Here is a 17601-nt window from a genome sequence, read left to right on the forward strand (position 1 = left end):
ATTTAGGGTGTGGAGCATGCCTGTCGACAACTTCGCTAGCCACGCTCCATACATTCATTAAAGTTAGTCATTTTTATGAGTATAAAGGGAGTGATAGTGGTGTTCATATCGAAGATTAGTCGAGAGGATTCAATCCTTCAATCGTGATCAAGCTAATGTAAACTATAAGGCGTTTTAATCAAAAAAGATCGAACAGCTATGAAAAAAATCAAAGTTCTTTTTGTTTGCATGGGTAATATTTGCCGTTCTCCGACTGCCGAAGGAGTGTTTACCAAGCTAATTGAAGAGGAAGGGCTTAGGCACTTATTCGAAATCGATTCAGCAGGAACGCATGCCTATCATGTTGGCGAACAGCCGGATTTAAGGGCTCAAAAAGCCGCAAGAGAACGTGGTATCGAGTTGCAACATTTGCAAGCCAGGAAAGTTATTTATGGGGATTTCGAGGACTATGATTATTTGCTGGCGATGGATGACGACAATTATTCGATTCTGCTTGAAGCTTGTCCCGAAGTTCATCGGGACAAGATAAGTTATTTGTTGGATCATGCGCCGCATGTTGGTACACGTGAGGTGCCGGATCCATACTACGGCGGTCGGTATGGATTTGAACGTGTGTTGGATTTGGTTGAGGAAGCTGCGGCGGGTTTTTTGAATCGCTTAAGAGAGAAAGGCGAGATATGACCCGGAAAAATTTAAATCCAAGTTGTACTGGTTTGGCTTAAAAAAGCGGAGTCGTTCGTTAGGCGGCGAAGAGTTCGTCGAAGAATACTCATCGTAGATCAAAATTCGGCACTAGGATGCCTGTCAAAGGCCCAACACCTAAATTATCCAAGATCGTTAATCATAGCCAATAAATTATGGAATTTAGGTTCTGAGTTAACGGTGGTTCTTGATAGGCGCATCCCATGCCTTTTACTGTTTTTAAATCAAACAGAAAATAAAGTCGGTGCCGAGATCTGATGTGTGAAAAATATATACCTTTCGCGTTTCAAATTTCGGCAGTGCCCGAGGAGACGCTGAATTTTGATCTACGATGGGTGTAATTTATAAATTCAATCAACGAGGAGAACAATATGGCGATTGTATCGAATACTGTCGACTATCTGGATGGCGATGCGGTTTTAGAAGGTTTTTTTGCCTATGACGATGCATTGAAAGGTCGGCGTCCTGCTGTGTTGATTAGTCATGCTTGGGGTGGGCGAGACGAATTTGTTGCCGATAAGGCAACAAAGCTTGCAGAGTTGGGATATGTCGGTTTCGCATTGGATGTGTACGGTAAAGGCAAACGAGGGAACAGCGTCGAAGAAAACTCTCAATTGATGCAGCCTTTTATGGATGATCGCGCGATGTTGCAAAGAAGAATTGCTGCAGCATTGTCGGCGGTTAAATTATTGCCTTGGGTCGACGATCAAATGATTGCGGCGATCGGTTTTTGTTTTGGTGGCCTATGTGTGCTCGATTTGGCTAGGACCGGTGCCGATCTAAAAGGTGTGGCTAGTTTTCATGGTTTGCTGATTCCACCGGCCAATCTGTCTGCAGTTGATATCAAGGCTAAGGTATTAGTGATGCACGGTAATGATGATCCGATGGTGCCGGTCGACCATGTCGTGACATTGGAAAAGGAATTGACCGACGCAGGTGCTGATTGGCAAATGCATATATACGGTAATACCGTTCATGCGTTTACAAATCCGGTGGCTAACGATCCTGGTTTCGGTACCGTCTATAACGCTCTTGCCGATAAGCGTTCATGGAAAAGTTTGGTTGCTTTTTTGCAAGAAGTTTTCGTGCGATAGCTAAGGGACGAATATGAAATAACTTCGACAAATGCTGGAAGGAGCTTGATTGATAGGTGTCGGCGACATGGCGGATTTTTTGCTCTTCGGCAATTGCAGAGTTACAAGGATGTAACGAATGCAGAAAATGCAGGAGCATTTTTCTACCCTGCATCGCCTACGGCGCTTACTGTTGGTGCCCTAATACAAGCCATCCATGACGTAATGCAAACCTGCATTCACGCCAACCTTGGTATTAGAATTGCCATCAAGCCCCATAGGTTTACTCAGCACCTAAATTCCATAGTCTATGGCTATCTGGATAATTTAGGTGCAAGGTGACGGTATTCCTCGTCAAGCATATCCCACGGCCTAAGATCGGCGAAATTGCTTAAACTGGGGTTGCTGAGATAATAAGCAATCGCTTGCCTAGTATGAATAAAACATTTATAATTTCCGGTTTTGGCGCATTCCGTGCCATATCCTTGCTTTACCATCTTTACTTAAGACAGAGATGGAAGGCTTTTTCCCGAAAGGAGTAATCATGCGACATTATGAAATTGTCTTTTTAGTCCATCCCGACCAAAGTGCTCAGGTTACGGCGATGGTTGATCGTTACAAAGCGACCATTGAGGCTGCGTCTGGCAAAATTCACCGTCTTGAAGATTGGGGGCGTAGGCATTTAGCTTATCCCATCAACAAGATTCATAAAGCTCATTACGTGTTGATGAACATCGAATGCGATCAACCAACCCTTGAAGAACTGGAAAGCGGTTTTCGTTTTAACGATGCAATTTTGCGGAGCATGACGTTGCTGAGAAAGGAAGCCGTTACCGAGCCTTCTAAAATAGCGACCTCGACAGCGGATGAAAATAAAGCGGCCGAATTAAAGGCTAAAGCCGACGCTGACGACTCCGATGCCGAAGAAGTCAAAGACTCGGCAAAAGATGATAAGGCCGACGAAACAGTATCCGAAGAATAACCGTTATTGAATCGAGAGAATATTATGGCACGTAACATGAGACGTAAAAAACTAAGCCGCTTTAGTACGGATGGATCAAACGAAATCGATTACAAAGATATCGATACCTTGAGCGAATATATTACCGAAACCGGAAAAATAGTTCCTAGTCGCATCACCGGAACGAGCGCCAAGCATCAAAGACAGTTGTCGGCGGCAATTAAGCGCGCGCGTTTTATCGCATTATTGCCGTATTGCGACGCACATAAATAAAATTTAAACCGGGCGTATGAAATTTTTAGCGGAATACATCATGCGAGGGAGGATGCAGGCCATCATGGTTGCATCGACCTTGGCTTTAATATCGCTGATCATTCCCCCGGTAAGTATTGTAAGTTCGGCTACTGTTGCATTGGTGACATTGCGCCGAGGCGCGTATGAAGGGCTATGGGTGCTATTATTTGCCAGCGCCGCAGCTGCTGCATTGGGCCTTTTGGTTTTAGGCGGATATCAATTTGCACTGCTATACGGTTTGGTGATGTGGTCACCAATCTGGATTATCTCAATCGTTCTGAGAGAAGGCAGGCATTTGTCTCTTGCGGTTGAAATAGCAATATTGCTCGGTGCGTTTGGAGTGCTAGGGTTTTATCTTTATCAATCCTCCCCGTCCGAATTTTGGCTGCCGATGCTGGAACAGATGATTAAGCCAATGATGGCGTCATCGCCGGATGTTCCTGTTGACAATATCGAGCAATCGGTTCAGGCCATGGCTCATTATATGACAGGCGTCGTTGCTGCAGGCACCATATTTAGCCTTTTATTTGGGCTTTTTTTAGGCAGATGGTGGCAATCGATACTCTATAATCCCGGAGGCTTCAGGGCCGAATACTTGTCCTTGAGTACCCATCCTCGTCTGGCCATCGGTAGCATCATCGTAATAGCAATTGCGTGGTTTGACAGCGGCATATTTTCGGAAGTCGCGTGGAATATCACAATTCTATTGTTTGTGCTCTATACCTTCATCGGGGCTGCTGTATTGCATTTGATGTTATCAAGGTTGAGCTCCGGGCGTTTTTTGGTACCGATGTTTTACGTCACGTTATTAATCATACCTCATGTCATGTTTCCGGTTGCCGGTATAGGCCTGGCTGATGCGTGGTTGAACTTACGAAATAAATTTTCCAAATAATCCGGCGCCTGATGGCGCACAATAATTCGGTAATAGCCGAAACAGAGGTAGATAACGATGGAAGTGATTCTTCTTGAAAAAATTGCAAAACTAGGCAATCTGGGTGACAAAGTCAGCGTAAGATCCGGTTACGGTAGAAACTTTTTATTGCCGAAAGGCAAGGCCGTTGCCGCAACCGCTTCAAAAATAGCTGAATTCGAAGCGCGCCGGGCCGAATTAGAACAAGCGGCCGCCGAGAAATATTTGGCGGCTCAATCGAGAGCGGAAGCATTGAATAACCTATCGGTAACCGTTACACATAAAGCTGGAGACGAAGGCAAATTGTTCGGCTCCGTCGGTACTCAAAACATTGCCGATGCATTAACTGAAGCCGGTGCAAAGGTTGAAAAACATGAGGTTCGGTTGCCTGAAGGGGCTATTCGCCAAGTCGGCGAGTATGAAATCGATATCGATTTGCATTCGGATGTTGTTGCAACCGTTAAATTGATTGTCGCAGCCGAATAAATCTCAAGTTCGTTTAACCAAGGCAGGACCTTTCTGCCTTGGTTGCCTTTTAATCATTAGTCTTATACCACCCACCGTTCACCGGTTTAATGCTCCGGTGCCTTGATATCACCATCGTCTTTCGCAACTTGGTAAAAGTTAATGAATGAGGCAATGGCTTTTTTTAAGTCCTCCGATGCCGCTTGTTCATCAACGATGCCTGTTACAATCGCATAAGCAACGTTAAGATGAATATCTCCGTAGTTATATTTTTTATATAGAGATTTTGATGCGCCTGTTTCATGACGATGCACGCGATGACTCAATTCGCCACTGCTAATCGAACCATTGCGCCATTCAGCAAAACTTTTCTCCAGTTTTTTGAGCTCAAGAGCAAGTTCGTTTTCATAGGCTTGTGCAGCTAATTCTCGTAACTCGCGTTTAACCTTTTTAGAATAATTGTTGATCATAACTTTTAACCTAGAAAAAGCATTTCACCATGAAGAGTAACAGCAATTCTCAGTTTGAGAAATTTCTCCGTGTTCAGGGTGCGGGGTATGCCTGTCGAGGAACGCCGTAAACCCATCCATGGGGGCTTGACGGCTGCTTTCCCTGCCGCCGACGCCTGCCAATCGAGCAACCGTACCCTCCTTTCAACGATCCGCTCAATATTGAATAAAGCAAGTTATTTAGAGCTATATCCTTTGGTTTATTCTCAAATGGGTATCAACTATTAACGCGAACATAGCTTTAATTAAAGCATCTTTAATATTGAAATTGCGCGATTGAATCCCTCCAATTTCAGTTTGTCTTGAGCATATTCGAAAGTCTTCTACACGATTAGCGGATTTTATATTGCATAATATTTTTTAAGTTTGCGCTAGAATTGACCGAAATATAATGATTTTATCGTAATCAATATGAGTTTTCCTATGCGCTTCTTAACTAGTGATTTAAAAATTATTGTTTTAGTTTTTGCGCTCGCGCTGTTAACTGCTTGTTCGGGAGGTCAGAAAAAAACTTCCTCAATAGCTACTATGCCCGATTCCGAAGCGGCATTAAAGCAAACACTCTATGGCCATTACCGCGAATGGGCGTCGATTCCTTATCAATATGGCGGGCTTTCGAAATCCGGTATCGATTGCTCCGGTTTTGTTTATCTGACATTCGCAAAAAAGTTAGGTGTTCATTTGCCTAGAACATCCGACCGCCAAGCTCAGACTGGTAAGTCTATACCGCAGCAACAATTGAGAACCGGAGATTTGGTGTTTTTTAATACGGGGCCTCAACAACATCATGTCGGCATATATATCGAGCAAAGAAGATTCTTGCATGTCTCGACGATCAAGGGAGTTGCGATTTCCAGTTTGGATAATCAATACTGGTCCGATAGATATTGGAAATCGGTGCGTGTGTTCAGTTCGTAATGGACAACGAATAAAGTAATCCCAAAATTGCACTTAAGCCGATTACTGTCACAATTCCACGTTTAAATTTAAACAACAGTAAGAAAGCGGCTATGCCGGTTAATGCGGAAAACGGATCAAAAGACCCATTCAGGTTTTGCGGCCAAAGAACGTGCCAAGCAAAAAATACCGCAAGATTTAAAATTACTCCGACCACGGCGGCAGTAATGCCTTTGAGCGGTGCAGTCAATTTTAGGTCGTCGCGAGTGGCTTCGACTAAAGGCCCGCCGATCAATATAAATAAAAACGACGGTAAAAAAGTAAATAACGTTGCGATGCTTGCCGCGGCGATGCCGGACCAAGCTAAACTGTCAGGTTCGAACACCGGATGATTCCAACCGCCGACGAAGCCGACGAACGCAACGACCATAATTAACGGTCCGGGAGTTGTTTCGCCCAATGCTAAGCCATCCATCATTTGTGTGCCGGTCAGCCAAGAAAAGTGCTCGACTCCTCCTTGATAAACATAGGGCAATACGGCATAAGCTCCGCCAAAGGTTAATAGAGCGGCTTTGGTAAAAAACCAAGCCATATGTGTCAATAAGCTGTGTCGACCGAAGTTGATCAGCAATACTATAATCAGGCTTACCCAAATCCCGAAACCGGTCAAACCGGTTTTATAGATTTTTGACCACGTAAACTTAGCGTGGTCAGGCATGGGCGTATGATCGTCAATAACGGCAGGTCCATGGGATGTTATAGAGTTCACAGGATGTTCGGATATATGAAATTGGTTCGGAAAATAATGCGCGCCGAGCCAGCCTAGGATGCCTGCACCAAGCACGATCAAGGGAAACGGAATATTCAATGCGAAAATGGCGAAGAAGGAAAGTGTTGCAATCAGTTTAAGATATCGGTTACTTAGCGCCCTGGAACCGATTCGATAGGCGGCGAAAACGATAATGGCGGTGACAGCTGGTTTAATACCGTAGAGTATGCCGGATACGGCGGGAACCTCGTTGAATACCAAATAACTCCAAGTCAGAGCGATTAAAATAAACAGCGAAGGTAGTACGAATAAAACTCCGGCGGCAATACCGCCGCTTACACCATGCATCAACCATCCGATGTATGTGGCTAATTGCTGGGCTTCCGGGCCGGGTAGAACCATACAATAATTCAATGCATGCAAAAAGCGGTGTTCGGAGATCCATTTTCTTTTTTCAACCAACTCTTGATGCATCATGCTGATTTGGCCGGCCGGACCGCCGAAACTGATGAAGCCGAGTTTAAACCAATACCAAAGTGCTTGTTTAAAAGGAATCGTGTCGATATTCTTGTTCAATGTGATTGCCGAAGTGAATTGAGTCTCTTGATTTGCAAAGTGCTTCAGATTACGATGTCGTCATATATAACTTCCTAATCCCATTTGATCGAAAAACCGTCTAAGAATAAAAGGTATGGGATGTGTTTATTGAGGACCGCCGTTCACCCAGCACCTAAATTATCCTAGATAGCTAATCATAGCCAATGAACTATCGAATTTAGGTGCTGGGTAAACCCATCTATGGAGGCTTGACGGCAGCTATCGAGCGCCAGGGATGGCGTGAATGCAGATTTTGCAGGAGCAAAAATCTGCCCTGCTGCCGACATCCTCGCTAGCCACACCCCATACCTTCATAAAGTTAGCCATTTTTTGAGTATAAAGGGAGTAGAACTATGCGCTTTTTTGAAGGGGCGGTCACTCGCGCTTAACAGACTCCTCACCCTGAATACGGCAAAATTTCTTAAACTGAGAATTGCTGCCCCGATGCGGAATTTTGATCTACGATGAGTATATACCTTTCGCACTTCAAATTTCGGCAGTGCCTTAGGAGGCACCGGGGTGTTCGGCAAAGGCTTTGCCAGCATGGAGCTGGCATAGAGCCTACATGGATGTATTCACGGCGTCCTTTGACGGGCACCCCGGTGCCGAATTTTGATCTCCGATGGGTATAACTACTACAATCGGCAATTTTCGACTACTTTTGATTAAAGAATATTAAAAATATGAATTTAACGCAGCAACAATTAGACGGTTTCAATGTCCTTCACATCAATGAAGAACGGATCGATGCTCACAATTCGAGTGATTTAAAAGCATTTATTATCGATATGATAGAAGAAGGCGAACCTAATATCGTCGTGCAATTACAACAGGTCAAGTTTATCGATAGTTCGGGGCTGGGTGCGTTGCTGGCGGGATTTAAACATGCGACTGCAAAATCGGGTAAATTAGCTTTGTCGAACCTCCAGCCGCAAGTGTTGTCTATGTTTGAATTGACCCGACTGAATCGGGTATTCGAAATTTATAATGATTTGGACGAAGCGACCACCAGTGAATCTTAGAGGCTTTTATGCAAAGTGCGGATATTCAGGTTGATGTAATTATTCCGACACAAACCAAATACCTGGATTTGATCGGCAGCATCGGGGAGCGGATCGGTAGAGAGCTGGATCATTATTCCGGTGATCGAGATGCGTTGGCTTATCAATTGAACCTTGTGTTAACCGAAGCGACAACAAACGCAATTAAACATTCTAAATATAAAGGGCCGAAGGACTGTGTCAGAATTACGATTCACATACAGGAAGACGAACTCGATATTAAAGTTTTCGACCATGGACAAGGCTTTGATATCGAGTCAGTGCCGATTCCGGATTTCGATAATCCGAAGGAAAACGGAATGGGTATTTATTTTATTAAGACACTGATGGACTCGGTCACTTATACGCGAATGGAAGAAGCCAACGTTTTAGAAATTAAAAAAAGCCTACGATAATTATCGTCCCAAATTGTTGATCAAATGTATGTTTGATGAGCAATCTCCTTGCTAAATAGCCAATCTTTATCTCAAATCTTCATGCGCTACAATTTTCGCGTGGTAGAGTAATAACTGTGCATGAAATAATAGTCTCAAGTGATTCCCCGACCCCTCTTTGAAAGGAATGGCTTTCTAAGTCTTGATACATTTATTCCATGCGCGACTCTTAGCCGTGACGTTTATTATCAGAAACCAGTCAAGGAGTAGTTCGTGAAAGTATATCTGAGAGCCGGTAATCTTGCTCTAAAGGCATCGCGTCAGCGTCGGAAATTAAAGGCGGTGCAACATATCCTCGAAGGACAAGGCGACAATCAAAACCGACGGTTTTTAATTAAATTGGCGGAAATGCTGTTGTTTCCGGACAGCTATTTTGTTTCATTGCCGCCTAATATATCGTCATCGCTGATTGTCAGGATATTTGAGCTTTTTACTGACAATATCGAAACGCATAACGTCAAAGAACTAAGGATACCGAATGATCCTCAACAATTTATCGTAATTGTCTGTCGTAATTTAACGCATGTTGTCGATTCTTTATTGGCGTTACAAAGCGATCAACAACTTCCGTTTCAATTATTGGCACATCCTGTTTTGACTGTTAAGCGTCAGGGAGAAATGATAACCGGATTAGAAAGTAACGGTTTATCCGGAACCAAGCAACTGTTGATCGTATTGCGTCTAGAAGCGGTTGATCCAGGTATAAAAAATGCTTTTTTCGAAAGGATAACGGCAATTATCGAATGGGCCGAAGCCCTTGATCGAGACCGCATAGCCTTGAAAGAGAGCTTGCTTGGCCTCAATGATATTTCCGAGTTTTCTCAATTTAGCGCTTTGATCGATTGGCTTGAGCAAAAGGCTTTTATTCCTTTTAAGAGTCATCGATTGTCGGTTGACGATCAAGACGCGTTCACTTCGCTTAAAGCCTTGGGTTCAGAGTTTTGTCACGACAATAATCCCACTGCACTATCGAACTTTCTCCGAGTGATGCAGGCTGTTTTGGCGCGTGATTATCCTTTGATCATCCAATACTTACCGATACGAAGCCCATTGATTCACGACCAACCCTTAATTTACATAGGGTTCAAGCATTCGTTGCCGGATGGAGGCGGTGTTTGCGAATACGGTTTTTTCGGCGTTTTTGACGAAACCGAAATGGGGGGAGCATGTAGCAATATCCCGTTTTTACAGCGTAAAATCGAACAAACATTAGCGCATCATAAAACCCCTGAAAACAGTTATGAATATCTGCAGCTCAAAGAGATATTCAATTTATTTCCGAAAGTCGATTTATTTTTGCTCGAGATACCTCAACTCGATTTATTGATTCAATCGCTCAGGCGTTACCTGTATCGTCCGGAAGGCATCAAGTTAGTGGTGCTCGGTGGCTTCGGGTTGGAGTCGTTGTCCGCGCTGATTATTGCCCCAGTTCATTTGTATAGCGAAGAAATTGAATCCGTATTGTTAGGGCGCTTGTCGTCAAGTCTCGATAGCAGCGCCGAATTAGTCCGGAAAATTGTGCTTAGCGGTCCTTATCTGGGGCTGCATTTTTTGCTGAGGCCGACTTCCGAAACAATTACGATCGATGTCGATCAATTAGATAGAGATCTCAACAAACAGATCAGGCCCTGGTCTACGTCGTTGTGTCGAACTCTGGAGCGCGCCTACGGTAAATACAAAGCCTGTAAATTATGGCAAAAATACCGTACGGTTTTTCCGCCCGGATATCAAGCCTTGATGCCTCCGCGCCATGCCATCAAGGACATTGGCTTAATCGAATCGTTGTTGAATGATGATCCGATGACGATCGGCTTGTTGCGCCCGTACGGCCAGATTCGGCATTATCGTTTGCATTTTTGCAGCCGGCAAGAACGCTATTTGGATGAATATATTCCAATTCTCGAAAACTTTAATTTGCGAGTCTTGGATCAGGTTCAATTTCCATTGACAGTGTCCGGCCGTCCGGTTTTCATTAAAAGTTTTACGATTTCCGCTGCGAAGTCTCAACACGACAGTTTTACCGAGTTAAAATCTCGCTTATTATCCGGTATCGGTGCGGTATTTAACGGAAAAGCTGAAAACGATCAGTTGAATAGCTTACTCGTATTGGCTGGTATGACTTGGCAGCAGATCGATGTGCTGCGAGCATATCGCAATTATTATCTGCAATTGGGCTACCCGACGACGACTAGTAGCTTCAACCAGGCATTACTTGCTAATTCTAGTACCGCCTTCGCCTTGTTTGAGTATTTCGAGGCCCGTTTTAGGCCCGACCCTAATTTAGGGGAGCCGATGCAACGCGAGGAACAGTTGTTGTTTCCGTTACGTCTTAAATTGCTAGAGAATCTTAGCGGCGTTACCGATATCAATCACGACAAAATTTTGCGTACGCTGTTTAATTTAATCGATGCAACGATGCGCAGTAATTTTCATGTCAGACAAAAGCGGGACGATTTTTTTATCGCGTTCAAGATCAACAGTCTCGGCATTATCGACATGCCGGCTCCTAAGCCTCAAAACGAAATTTATGTCCATGCGGTCGATATGGAAGGAATACATTTGCGCGGCGGTAAAATCTCTCGGGGCGGCATTCGCTGGTCGGACCGGCCCGACGATTTCAGAACCGAAATATTGGATCTGATGCAGACTCAGATGAGCAAAAACGCGCTGATCATTCCGAAAGGCGCGAAAGGTGGATTTATCGTTAAAACGCCGGTTACGGACCCCGATTTCAAGGAAGCGGGCCGGAAGGCTTATGTCAAGTTGATTCAGGGCTTGCTCGATTTGACCGACAATTATGTCGAAGACCGGGTCGTGCGTTTGCCCGGTATCGTGAGCTATGACGATCATGATCCTTATTTGGTCGTCGCCGCCGACAAAGGAACGGCTCAATTTTCGGATTTGGCGAATTCGGTTTCAGCTCAGTATCATTTTTGGCTCGGCGATGCCTTTGCGAGCGGCGGCTCAAATGGCTACAACCACAAAGCGCTAGGAATTACCGCCCGTGGGGCTTGGGAGTGCGTTAAACGGCATTTTCGCGAACTCGGCAAGGACATCCAAAGCGAGCCTTTTACAGTCGTCGGCATCGGCAGCATGGACGGCGACGTGTTCGGAAACGGCATGTTGTTATCGAATAGCACGCACTTGCTTGCCGCAATTAGCGGTCGTCATATCTTTATCGATCCCGCACCGGCCGATCTTGAAAAATCGTATTTAGAGCGTAAGCGTTTGTTTGAATTGCCGGGGTCGAGTTGGGACGATTATGACCGAAGCCTGATTTCCGAGGGAGGTGGAGTTTATTCGCGGCATGCGAAGGACATTGTAGTTTCTCCGCAATTGCGCAAATGGTTGGGTATACGTTATAAAAGCTTGGATGGCTCGACCTTGATTCGCTTATTATTGACTGCGCCGGTTGAATTACTATGGTTTGGCGGTATCGGTACCTATGTGAAAGCAACTAACGAAAAACATGAAGATGTAGGCGACCGAAGCAACGACGATGTACGTGTCGATGCGTTGCAATTGCGTGCGGCGGTTGTCGGCGAAGGCGCTAATCTCGGTTTCACTCAAAAGGCCAGAATTGAGTTCGCGCTTGGCGGAGGGCGTATCGATACCGATGCGGTACATAACTCGGGTGGGGTCGATTGTTCCGATCATGAAGTCAACCTCAAAATATTATTGACCGGGCTTCAGAAAAAACAAGGCTTGAAGGATTATCGGCAAACTTTCGAATCCTTGACCGACGAAGTATGCGCGGCAGTATTAACCAATAATTACAAACAAAGTTTATGTTTGTCGCTCGAACAATTACGTGTAAAAGGGAATGCCGAACAGTACTTGTTGCTTTCAGAACGATTGGAAAGTGCCGGTGTACTCGACCGTGCCGTCGAGTCTTTTCCATCTTACAAAGCAGTGATGGGGAGATCCGGTCAAATCATTACACGACCTGAATTTGCCGTGCTGATGGCCGCCTGTAAGATTCAACTGACGCAAGACATCATGGATAGAAGCGAATTGATATCGGTTTCCGATTACGATATTTATTTGCAAAGCTACTTTCCAGATCCGATACGGCAGAACTTTGCCGAGCATTTAACCAGTCATCCTCTCGCGCCGGCAATTAAGGCGACCGTAATCAGTAATACGATTATCAATCAAGCAGGGTGCAGTTTTTTGAATTGGCATAATGACAATGGCGGCAGTATCATCGACAGCATTACCGTTTATTTGACCTTCGATCAAGTACTGGAAGCCGAGGATTTTCGCCGTGAAGTTTTTAGTTTGGATAATCTCATTTCTGCCGAACAACAGTACGGTCTGCTGTTGCAACTGGAAAATGTCTTGGCCGAATTCAGCCAATGGGTATTGATGAACGAACTGGTTGTGCGTCCTGATTCTCTTACGCTGGAAAATTATCGCTCTTGTTTAACGGCTTTCGCCAATGAGTTTATTTCGCCCGATTCAGAGAATGAAGCGGTTAATGGTATACCCGTCAAGCTGGCAAAGCGCATCGCATTCATCAATTCACTAAACGACTTTCCACAAATTGCGCTATTGTCTACTGAATCCGGGCATTCCTTCAGTACAGTACGCAAGACGTTTATCGATGTTGCGAAATTTTTGGACTTGGACAAGTTGTTGGAGCAACTGACGGTTATAACGGTGCAAAATCATTGGGAGCGCAAGGTTTTTAACAATCTCAAGGCTGAAATCAAACAAACGCAAGGAAGGCTCGTGCAATCTCTTTTGGCCTCGGATGCATACGATTGTAAAGCTTATTTTGCAGACTCATCTAATAAGCAGAAGCTCATCCGTTATCAACGAGTTTTTCAAGAAGTTTCGAGAAGTGCGACAAACAGCTTGATGCCTTATTTAACCTTGAATAAAGCATTGATGAATTTGATTTGATTATACTTTTCGCACTTCAAATTTCGGCAGTGCCTAAGGAGGAGGCACCGGGGTGCCTGGCAAAGGCTTTGCCAGCATGGAGCTGGCATAAAGCCTACATGGATGTATTCACGGCGTCCTTTGACGAGCACCCTGGCAGCAATTCCCAATTTGAGAATAAAAAAGGGTGCGGAGTGTGCTTGGCGACGATGTCGGTGGCAGGGGCAGATTTTTGCTCCTCGGCAATTGCTCCTGCATTGCCCTAATACACGCCATCCCGGCGTAATGCAAAATCTGCATTCACGCCATCCTTGGCGTTTAGCCGCTGCCAAGCCCCCATGGATGGGTTTACCCAGCACCTAAATTCCATAGTTCATTGGCTATGATTAGCTATCTAGGATAATTTAGGTGCTGGGTGAACGGCGTTCCTCGACAGACATACCCCGCACCCTGAACACGGAGAAATTTCTCAAACTGGGAATTGCTGGCACTCCGGTGCCGAATGTTGATCTACGGTATAGAATTCGGTAAATCCGAAGTTAATGCGTATTTGAAGAACCATCGGACAGAGACTAGAATTAATTGAATTAAGATCGAACGTATTTTTATTAAGACGTGAGTAGAACTAAATTTGCTTGAAAATAACGATTTTGTATTTATCATCGAGTAGTTGAAATGGCTTTATCTCTTAAGATCAAAATGTACAAAGGCAAGCCTTTATCCGAACCTAAACTAGTGGCCTTTCCAAACGACGAAGGCACGATAGGCCGTTCCGATGATAATACGCTGGTTTTACCTGATCCTGATAAATTTGTATCTCGACATCATGCATCGATCAAGTACGAAAACGGCACATATTATCTGACGGATTCAAGTCTTGCTGGCTTATTAATCGATAATGAAGCTAACCCGCTGCATAACGATTCGGCACCTCTTCATAACGGTACCCTTTTAAAAGTCGGCGAATATGAAATAGAAGCCATTATCACTGAAGACACTAGCCAGGATGATTTTCCTTTTCCGGACATTTTTGCTGATTCGCCATCAAAACCGACAGAACCCGAAGAGTTGTTTTCAACGCAGATCGATACAGAAGCCAATCGACTGATGGGCGATAGCGGTTCACCCTTTCCACGTCATGAAGAATTAATCGACGCCAAAGAAAGCGAAACGCCCGAATTTGAAAGTCACTTGCAAGATCATGCTTCACCGCTTTTCGACAGCTTTATCGCTCCTCAGGTAGAAGCGGCACCGAAACCTTTTGAGGAAATTCCTGAAAATTTGAGTTTCGAGGACCTTTTCGCCGACTCCGATTCGCCCTCAGGTAATGTAAAGATAAAGAGCGATTCAAGAGCATCGAGCACGGATATGCTTAACGAGGATTTCGATCCGAAACCGTCTCTAGCCGAGCCTGACCAATCGGCTTCAGAATCTTTTACATCGCCCGTCGCCCCTCCTGATAGTCCGCAAACTTCAAATATAAACAGCATTCTAGCCGAACCGTCCGATTCTTCCCCTGAAACGCCGCTAGATCAATCCGTACAGAGTATTTCCGACAACGGGCTATTCAATGCTTTTTTGCAAGGTGCCGGACTTGATCAAAACGAATGCGCAACTAAAAATCAATTGGAGGCGATGCAACGAGTTGGCAGAATGTTTCGGCAATTGGTTGCCGGCACCGTGTCGGTCTTACGAAGCCGAGCCGAATTCAAGAGTTTATTTCGCGTCAATGTGACCGTAATAAGAGCGGTCGACAATAATCCGTTGAAGTTCGCCGTTTCAACCGATGATGTTTTGAAGCAATTGATTCAAAACAAAGAAGGCGGTTTTCTCGAATCGGTCGAATCGATCGAGCAAGGCTTCAATGACATCATGAATCATCAGCTCGCCATGCAAGCAGGGATTCAAGCCTCATTGACCGACTTGTTGAAACGATTCGATCCGAAAACGATCGAAAAACAATTCGAGCAAGGCATCGTGTTACAAAAAAAAGCCAAGTGTTGGGACAGTTATCAGGACACTTATCGCATTGAGTCCGAAGAAGCCGTCGAGAATTTTTTCGGCGATGCCTTTGTAGAGGCTTATGAAGAACAAATGAAAGCCCTAACTGCAGCGCGGAACAAAAATGAAAAATTTGGACTATGATGATTGGAGGTTTGAGAAAGCCGTTCTTCAACAGCAACTCCCAATTTGAGGGTAAAAAGGGTATGGAGCATTGCTTGGCAAGGGTGTCGGCGGCCGGGAGGGGTTCAAGGCGTTCCTCGACAGGCATGCTCCACACCCTAAACTGCGAGAACATATTCAAACTGGGAATTGCTGCGTTATTCAATATAGTTGAACAATGATTGAGTACTTAGGATTTGGTCGTAAATAACTTCCCTATTTTACGGAGGGTTCGGTTGCTCGATTGGCAGGTGTCGGCGGCAGGACAGATTTTTGCTCCTCGGCAATTGCTCCTGCATTGCCCTAATACACGCCATCCATGGCGTAATGCAAAATCTGCATTCATGCCATCCATGGCATCAGTCGCCGCCGTCAAGCCTACAAGGACGTATTTACGGCGTCCTGCCAAGCGAGTTACCGTACCCTCAACAAAGCTCATAGTTTCAGGATGTTATTTATCACGAAATCCTTAATGGTATTAAACCAAGGTTAGCTCGAAAATTCATATCACAGGATAAAAGGTTACAAGAATAATGGCGGAAAATAACAGGACGGTTTGGTCGGAAGGCATGTTTTTGCGGCCCCAACATTTTCAACAACACGACCGGTATATCGAAACCCTCGTCAAGGAACGGTGCGGCAACCTTACGCCTTATGATTGGGGAGTCAAAAAAATTGCTATAGACCAGCGGCAGCTTGCCATGGGCAAATTTGCATTGGCCGAATGTAGCGGGATCTTTCCGGACGGAACGCCGTTTAATTTACCCGAAGACGACGACTTGCCTTTACCGGTCGATATTCCAAGCGACGTGCAGAATAATATCGTTTATCTATCGCTACCGGTCCGCCAACCGGGTACGATTGAAATCGATACCGACGAGAACCGTCATAATCTGGCGCGCTATCATGCTTTCGAAAGCGAAGTTCGCGACCATAATACCGGATCGAATGCGACCTCTGCGATCTTGGTCGGCAAACTTCATACTAGACTGTTATTGGAGCGACAAGAGCTTTTCGGTCATGTTTGTATCGGGGTGGCAAGAGTCATCGAATCGAGGGCCGATAAAAACGTGATTCTCGACCAGGGTTTTATTCCACCTTCGCTCGATTGCAATGCTATACCTGTCTTGAGCGGGTTTATCAAAGAATTATTTGGCTTATTGCATACGCGCGGAGAAGCTCTCGGCGGGCGGGCTTCCGAAGCGGGCAGGGGAGGTGTTGCCGAAATTTCCGATTACATGCTGTTGCAAATGGTCAATCGTGTCGAGCCGCTATTCGAACATTTGCAATCCATTCCCGCATTGCATCCGGAAAATTTTTACCGAATTGCGGTGCAATTGGCCGGCGAGTTATCGACATTTTGCAGGCCCAATAAAAGACCGGTGAGTTTTCCGGTTTATAAGCACGACGATTTACAAACGACCTTTATGCATGTCATGGAGGAATTGCGCCAATTATTGAGCGCGGTATTGGAGCAAAATGCGATTCCGATTCCGTTGACTGCTCCGAAGTACGGCATTCGCGGCGCGAAAGTACCGGATCCGAATTTGCTCAAGGATGCGGTGTTCGTACTAGCCGCCAATGCGCAAGTGTCTAAGGAACAATTGCGCAGCAGTTTTCCGACGCAGGTCAAAATCGGTCCGGTCGAACAGATTCAGCAATTGGTTCGTTCGGCCTTACCCGGTATTTCGATTCATGCGCTGCCGGTCGCGCCACGGCAAATTCCTTATCATGCAGGTTTCGCTTATTTCGAGCTCAACAAACAAAGCGAGCTATGGAAGCAAATGGCTCAGTCGGGCGGTTTTGCGATTCATATCGCCGGTGAGTTTCCAGGGCTTGAACTTGAATTTTGGGCAATCAAAAACGGGTAACGACA

General features: G+C 45.2%; 14 protein-coding genes. 12 read left to right on the plus strand and 2 right to left on the minus strand.

The annotated features are described in order from the left end of the window. Positions 1-198: 198 nt before the first annotated feature. The 6 genes from ACINK7_RS10065 (at position 199) to rplI (ending at position 4429) form a co-directional block, all read left to right on the plus strand. Entirely contained in the window at positions 199-681 is a 483-nt protein-coding gene (locus ACINK7_RS10065) for a low molecular weight protein-tyrosine-phosphatase (protein ID WP_404361222.1), read from the plus strand. Between the two features lie 392 nt (positions 682-1073). Further along, the gene (locus tag ACINK7_RS10070; protein ID WP_404361223.1) at positions 1074-1796 is read left to right on the plus strand and encodes a dienelactone hydrolase family protein; all 723 of its coding nucleotides are present in this window, start codon (positions 1074-1076) and stop codon (positions 1794-1796) included. A 523-nt stretch (positions 1797-2319) separates the two neighbouring features. After that, positions 2320-2757 carry a 30S ribosomal protein S6 gene (gene rpsF, locus ACINK7_RS10075; RefSeq protein WP_014148141.1) on the plus strand — a complete coding sequence of 146 codons (438 nt, stop codon included), beginning with the start codon at positions 2320-2322 and terminating at the stop codon, positions 2755-2757. Positions 2758-2781: 24 nt separating this feature from the next. Further along, positions 2782-3009, plus strand: coding sequence for a 30S ribosomal protein S18 (gene rpsR / locus ACINK7_RS10080; RefSeq protein WP_341328708.1), 228 nt, complete (start codon positions 2782-2784; stop codon positions 3007-3009). A gap of 16 nt (positions 3010-3025) precedes the next feature. Then, positions 3026-3925, plus strand: coding sequence for a hypothetical protein (locus ACINK7_RS10085; protein WP_404361224.1), 900 nt, complete (start codon positions 3026-3028; stop codon positions 3923-3925). A 57-nt stretch (positions 3926-3982) separates the two neighbouring features. Further along, on the plus strand, positions 3983-4429 hold the full coding sequence (gene rplI / locus ACINK7_RS10090) for a 50S ribosomal protein L9 (protein WP_404361225.1): 447 nt from the start codon (positions 3983-3985) through the stop codon (positions 4427-4429). Positions 4430-4515: 86 nt separating this feature from the next. Here the strand turns inward: rplI and ACINK7_RS10095 are convergent, their stop codons facing one another. Then, positions 4516-4878, minus strand: coding sequence for a hypothetical protein (locus ACINK7_RS10095; RefSeq protein ID WP_404361226.1), 363 nt, complete (start codon positions 4876-4878; stop codon positions 4516-4518). Between the two features lie 567 nt (positions 4879-5445). Here ACINK7_RS10095 and ACINK7_RS10100 point away from each other — a divergent pair. Further along, the gene (locus tag ACINK7_RS10100) at positions 5446-5835 is read left to right on the plus strand and encodes a C40 family peptidase (protein ID WP_404361227.1); all 390 of its coding nucleotides are present in this window, start codon (positions 5446-5448) and stop codon (positions 5833-5835) included. Here ACINK7_RS10100 and chrA read toward each other — a convergent pair. After that, positions 5825-7159, minus strand: a complete 1335-nt coding sequence (gene chrA / locus ACINK7_RS10105; RefSeq protein WP_404361228.1) for a chromate efflux transporter — start codon at positions 7157-7159, stop codon at positions 5825-5827. The two genes, ACINK7_RS10100 and chrA, sit on opposite strands and share 11 nt — an antisense overlap. 704 nt (positions 7160-7863) lie before the next feature. On the opposite strand from chrA, the gene ACINK7_RS10110 reads away from it, so the two are divergent. The 5 genes from ACINK7_RS10110 to tssK all read left to right on the plus strand — a co-directional run bounded on the left by ACINK7_RS10110 (position 7864) and on the right by tssK (position 17596). After that, on the plus strand, positions 7864-8202 hold the full coding sequence (locus ACINK7_RS10110) for an STAS domain-containing protein (RefSeq protein ID WP_341328712.1): 339 nt from the start codon (positions 7864-7866) through the stop codon (positions 8200-8202). 8 nt (positions 8203-8210) lie between these two features. Next, on the plus strand, positions 8211-8636 hold the full coding sequence (locus tag ACINK7_RS10115) for an ATP-binding protein (RefSeq protein ID WP_404361229.1): 426 nt from the start codon (positions 8211-8213) through the stop codon (positions 8634-8636). 252 nt (positions 8637-8888) lie between these two features. Beyond that, entirely contained in the window at positions 8889-13583 is a 4695-nt protein-coding gene (locus tag ACINK7_RS10120) for an NAD-glutamate dehydrogenase domain-containing protein (protein WP_404361230.1), read from the plus strand. A 654-nt stretch (positions 13584-14237) separates the two neighbouring features. Beyond that, a complete protein-coding gene (gene tagH / locus ACINK7_RS10125) occupies positions 14238-15707 on the plus strand; it encodes a type VI secretion system-associated FHA domain protein TagH (protein WP_404361231.1) in 1470 nt (489 codons plus the stop codon). A gap of 551 nt (positions 15708-16258) precedes the next feature. Further along, entirely contained in the window at positions 16259-17596 is a 1338-nt protein-coding gene (gene tssK, locus ACINK7_RS10130) for a type VI secretion system baseplate subunit TssK (protein WP_404361232.1), read from the plus strand. The last annotated feature ends 5 nt before the right edge of the window (positions 17597-17601 follow it).

This window comes from Methylotuvimicrobium sp. KM1 (assembly GCF_044788715.1).
Classification (GTDB): Bacteria; Pseudomonadota; Gammaproteobacteria; order Methylococcales; family Methylomonadaceae; genus Methylotuvimicrobium.

Excerpts from the sequence above, each read along its gene's own strand:
- ACINK7_RS10095 (WP_404361226.1), bottom strand. The coding sequence starts at position 4,878 with ATGATCAACAATTATTCTAAAAAGGTTAAACGCGAGTTACGAGAATTA.
- ACINK7_RS10070 (WP_404361223.1), top strand. The coding sequence starts at position 1,074 with ATGGCGATTGTATCGAATACTGTCGACTATCTGGATGGCGATGCGGTT.
- rpsR (WP_341328708.1), top strand. The coding sequence starts at position 2,782 with ATGGCACGTAACATGAGACGTAAAAAACTAAGCCGCTTTAGTACGGAT.
- ACINK7_RS10100 (WP_404361227.1), top strand. The coding sequence starts at position 5,446 with ATGCCCGATTCCGAAGCGGCATTAAAGCAAACACTCTATGGCCATTAC.
- ACINK7_RS10115 (WP_404361229.1), top strand. The coding sequence starts at position 8,211 with ATGCAAAGTGCGGATATTCAGGTTGATGTAATTATTCCGACACAAACC.
- tagH (WP_404361231.1), top strand. The coding sequence starts at position 14,238 with ATGGCTTTATCTCTTAAGATCAAAATGTACAAAGGCAAGCCTTTATCC.
- rplI (WP_404361225.1), top strand. The coding sequence starts at position 3,983 with ATGGAAGTGATTCTTCTTGAAAAAATTGCAAAACTAGGCAATCTGGGT.
- ACINK7_RS10065 (WP_404361222.1), top strand. The coding sequence starts at position 199 with ATGAAAAAAATCAAAGTTCTTTTTGTTTGCATGGGTAATATTTGCCGT.
- tssK (WP_404361232.1), top strand. The coding sequence starts at position 16,259 with ATGGCGGAAAATAACAGGACGGTTTGGTCGGAAGGCATGTTTTTGCGG.
- ACINK7_RS10110 (WP_341328712.1), top strand. The coding sequence starts at position 7,864 with ATGAATTTAACGCAGCAACAATTAGACGGTTTCAATGTCCTTCACATC.
- ACINK7_RS10085 (WP_404361224.1), top strand. The coding sequence starts at position 3,026 with ATGAAATTTTTAGCGGAATACATCATGCGAGGGAGGATGCAGGCCATC.
- rpsF (WP_014148141.1), top strand. The coding sequence starts at position 2,320 with ATGCGACATTATGAAATTGTCTTTTTAGTCCATCCCGACCAAAGTGCT.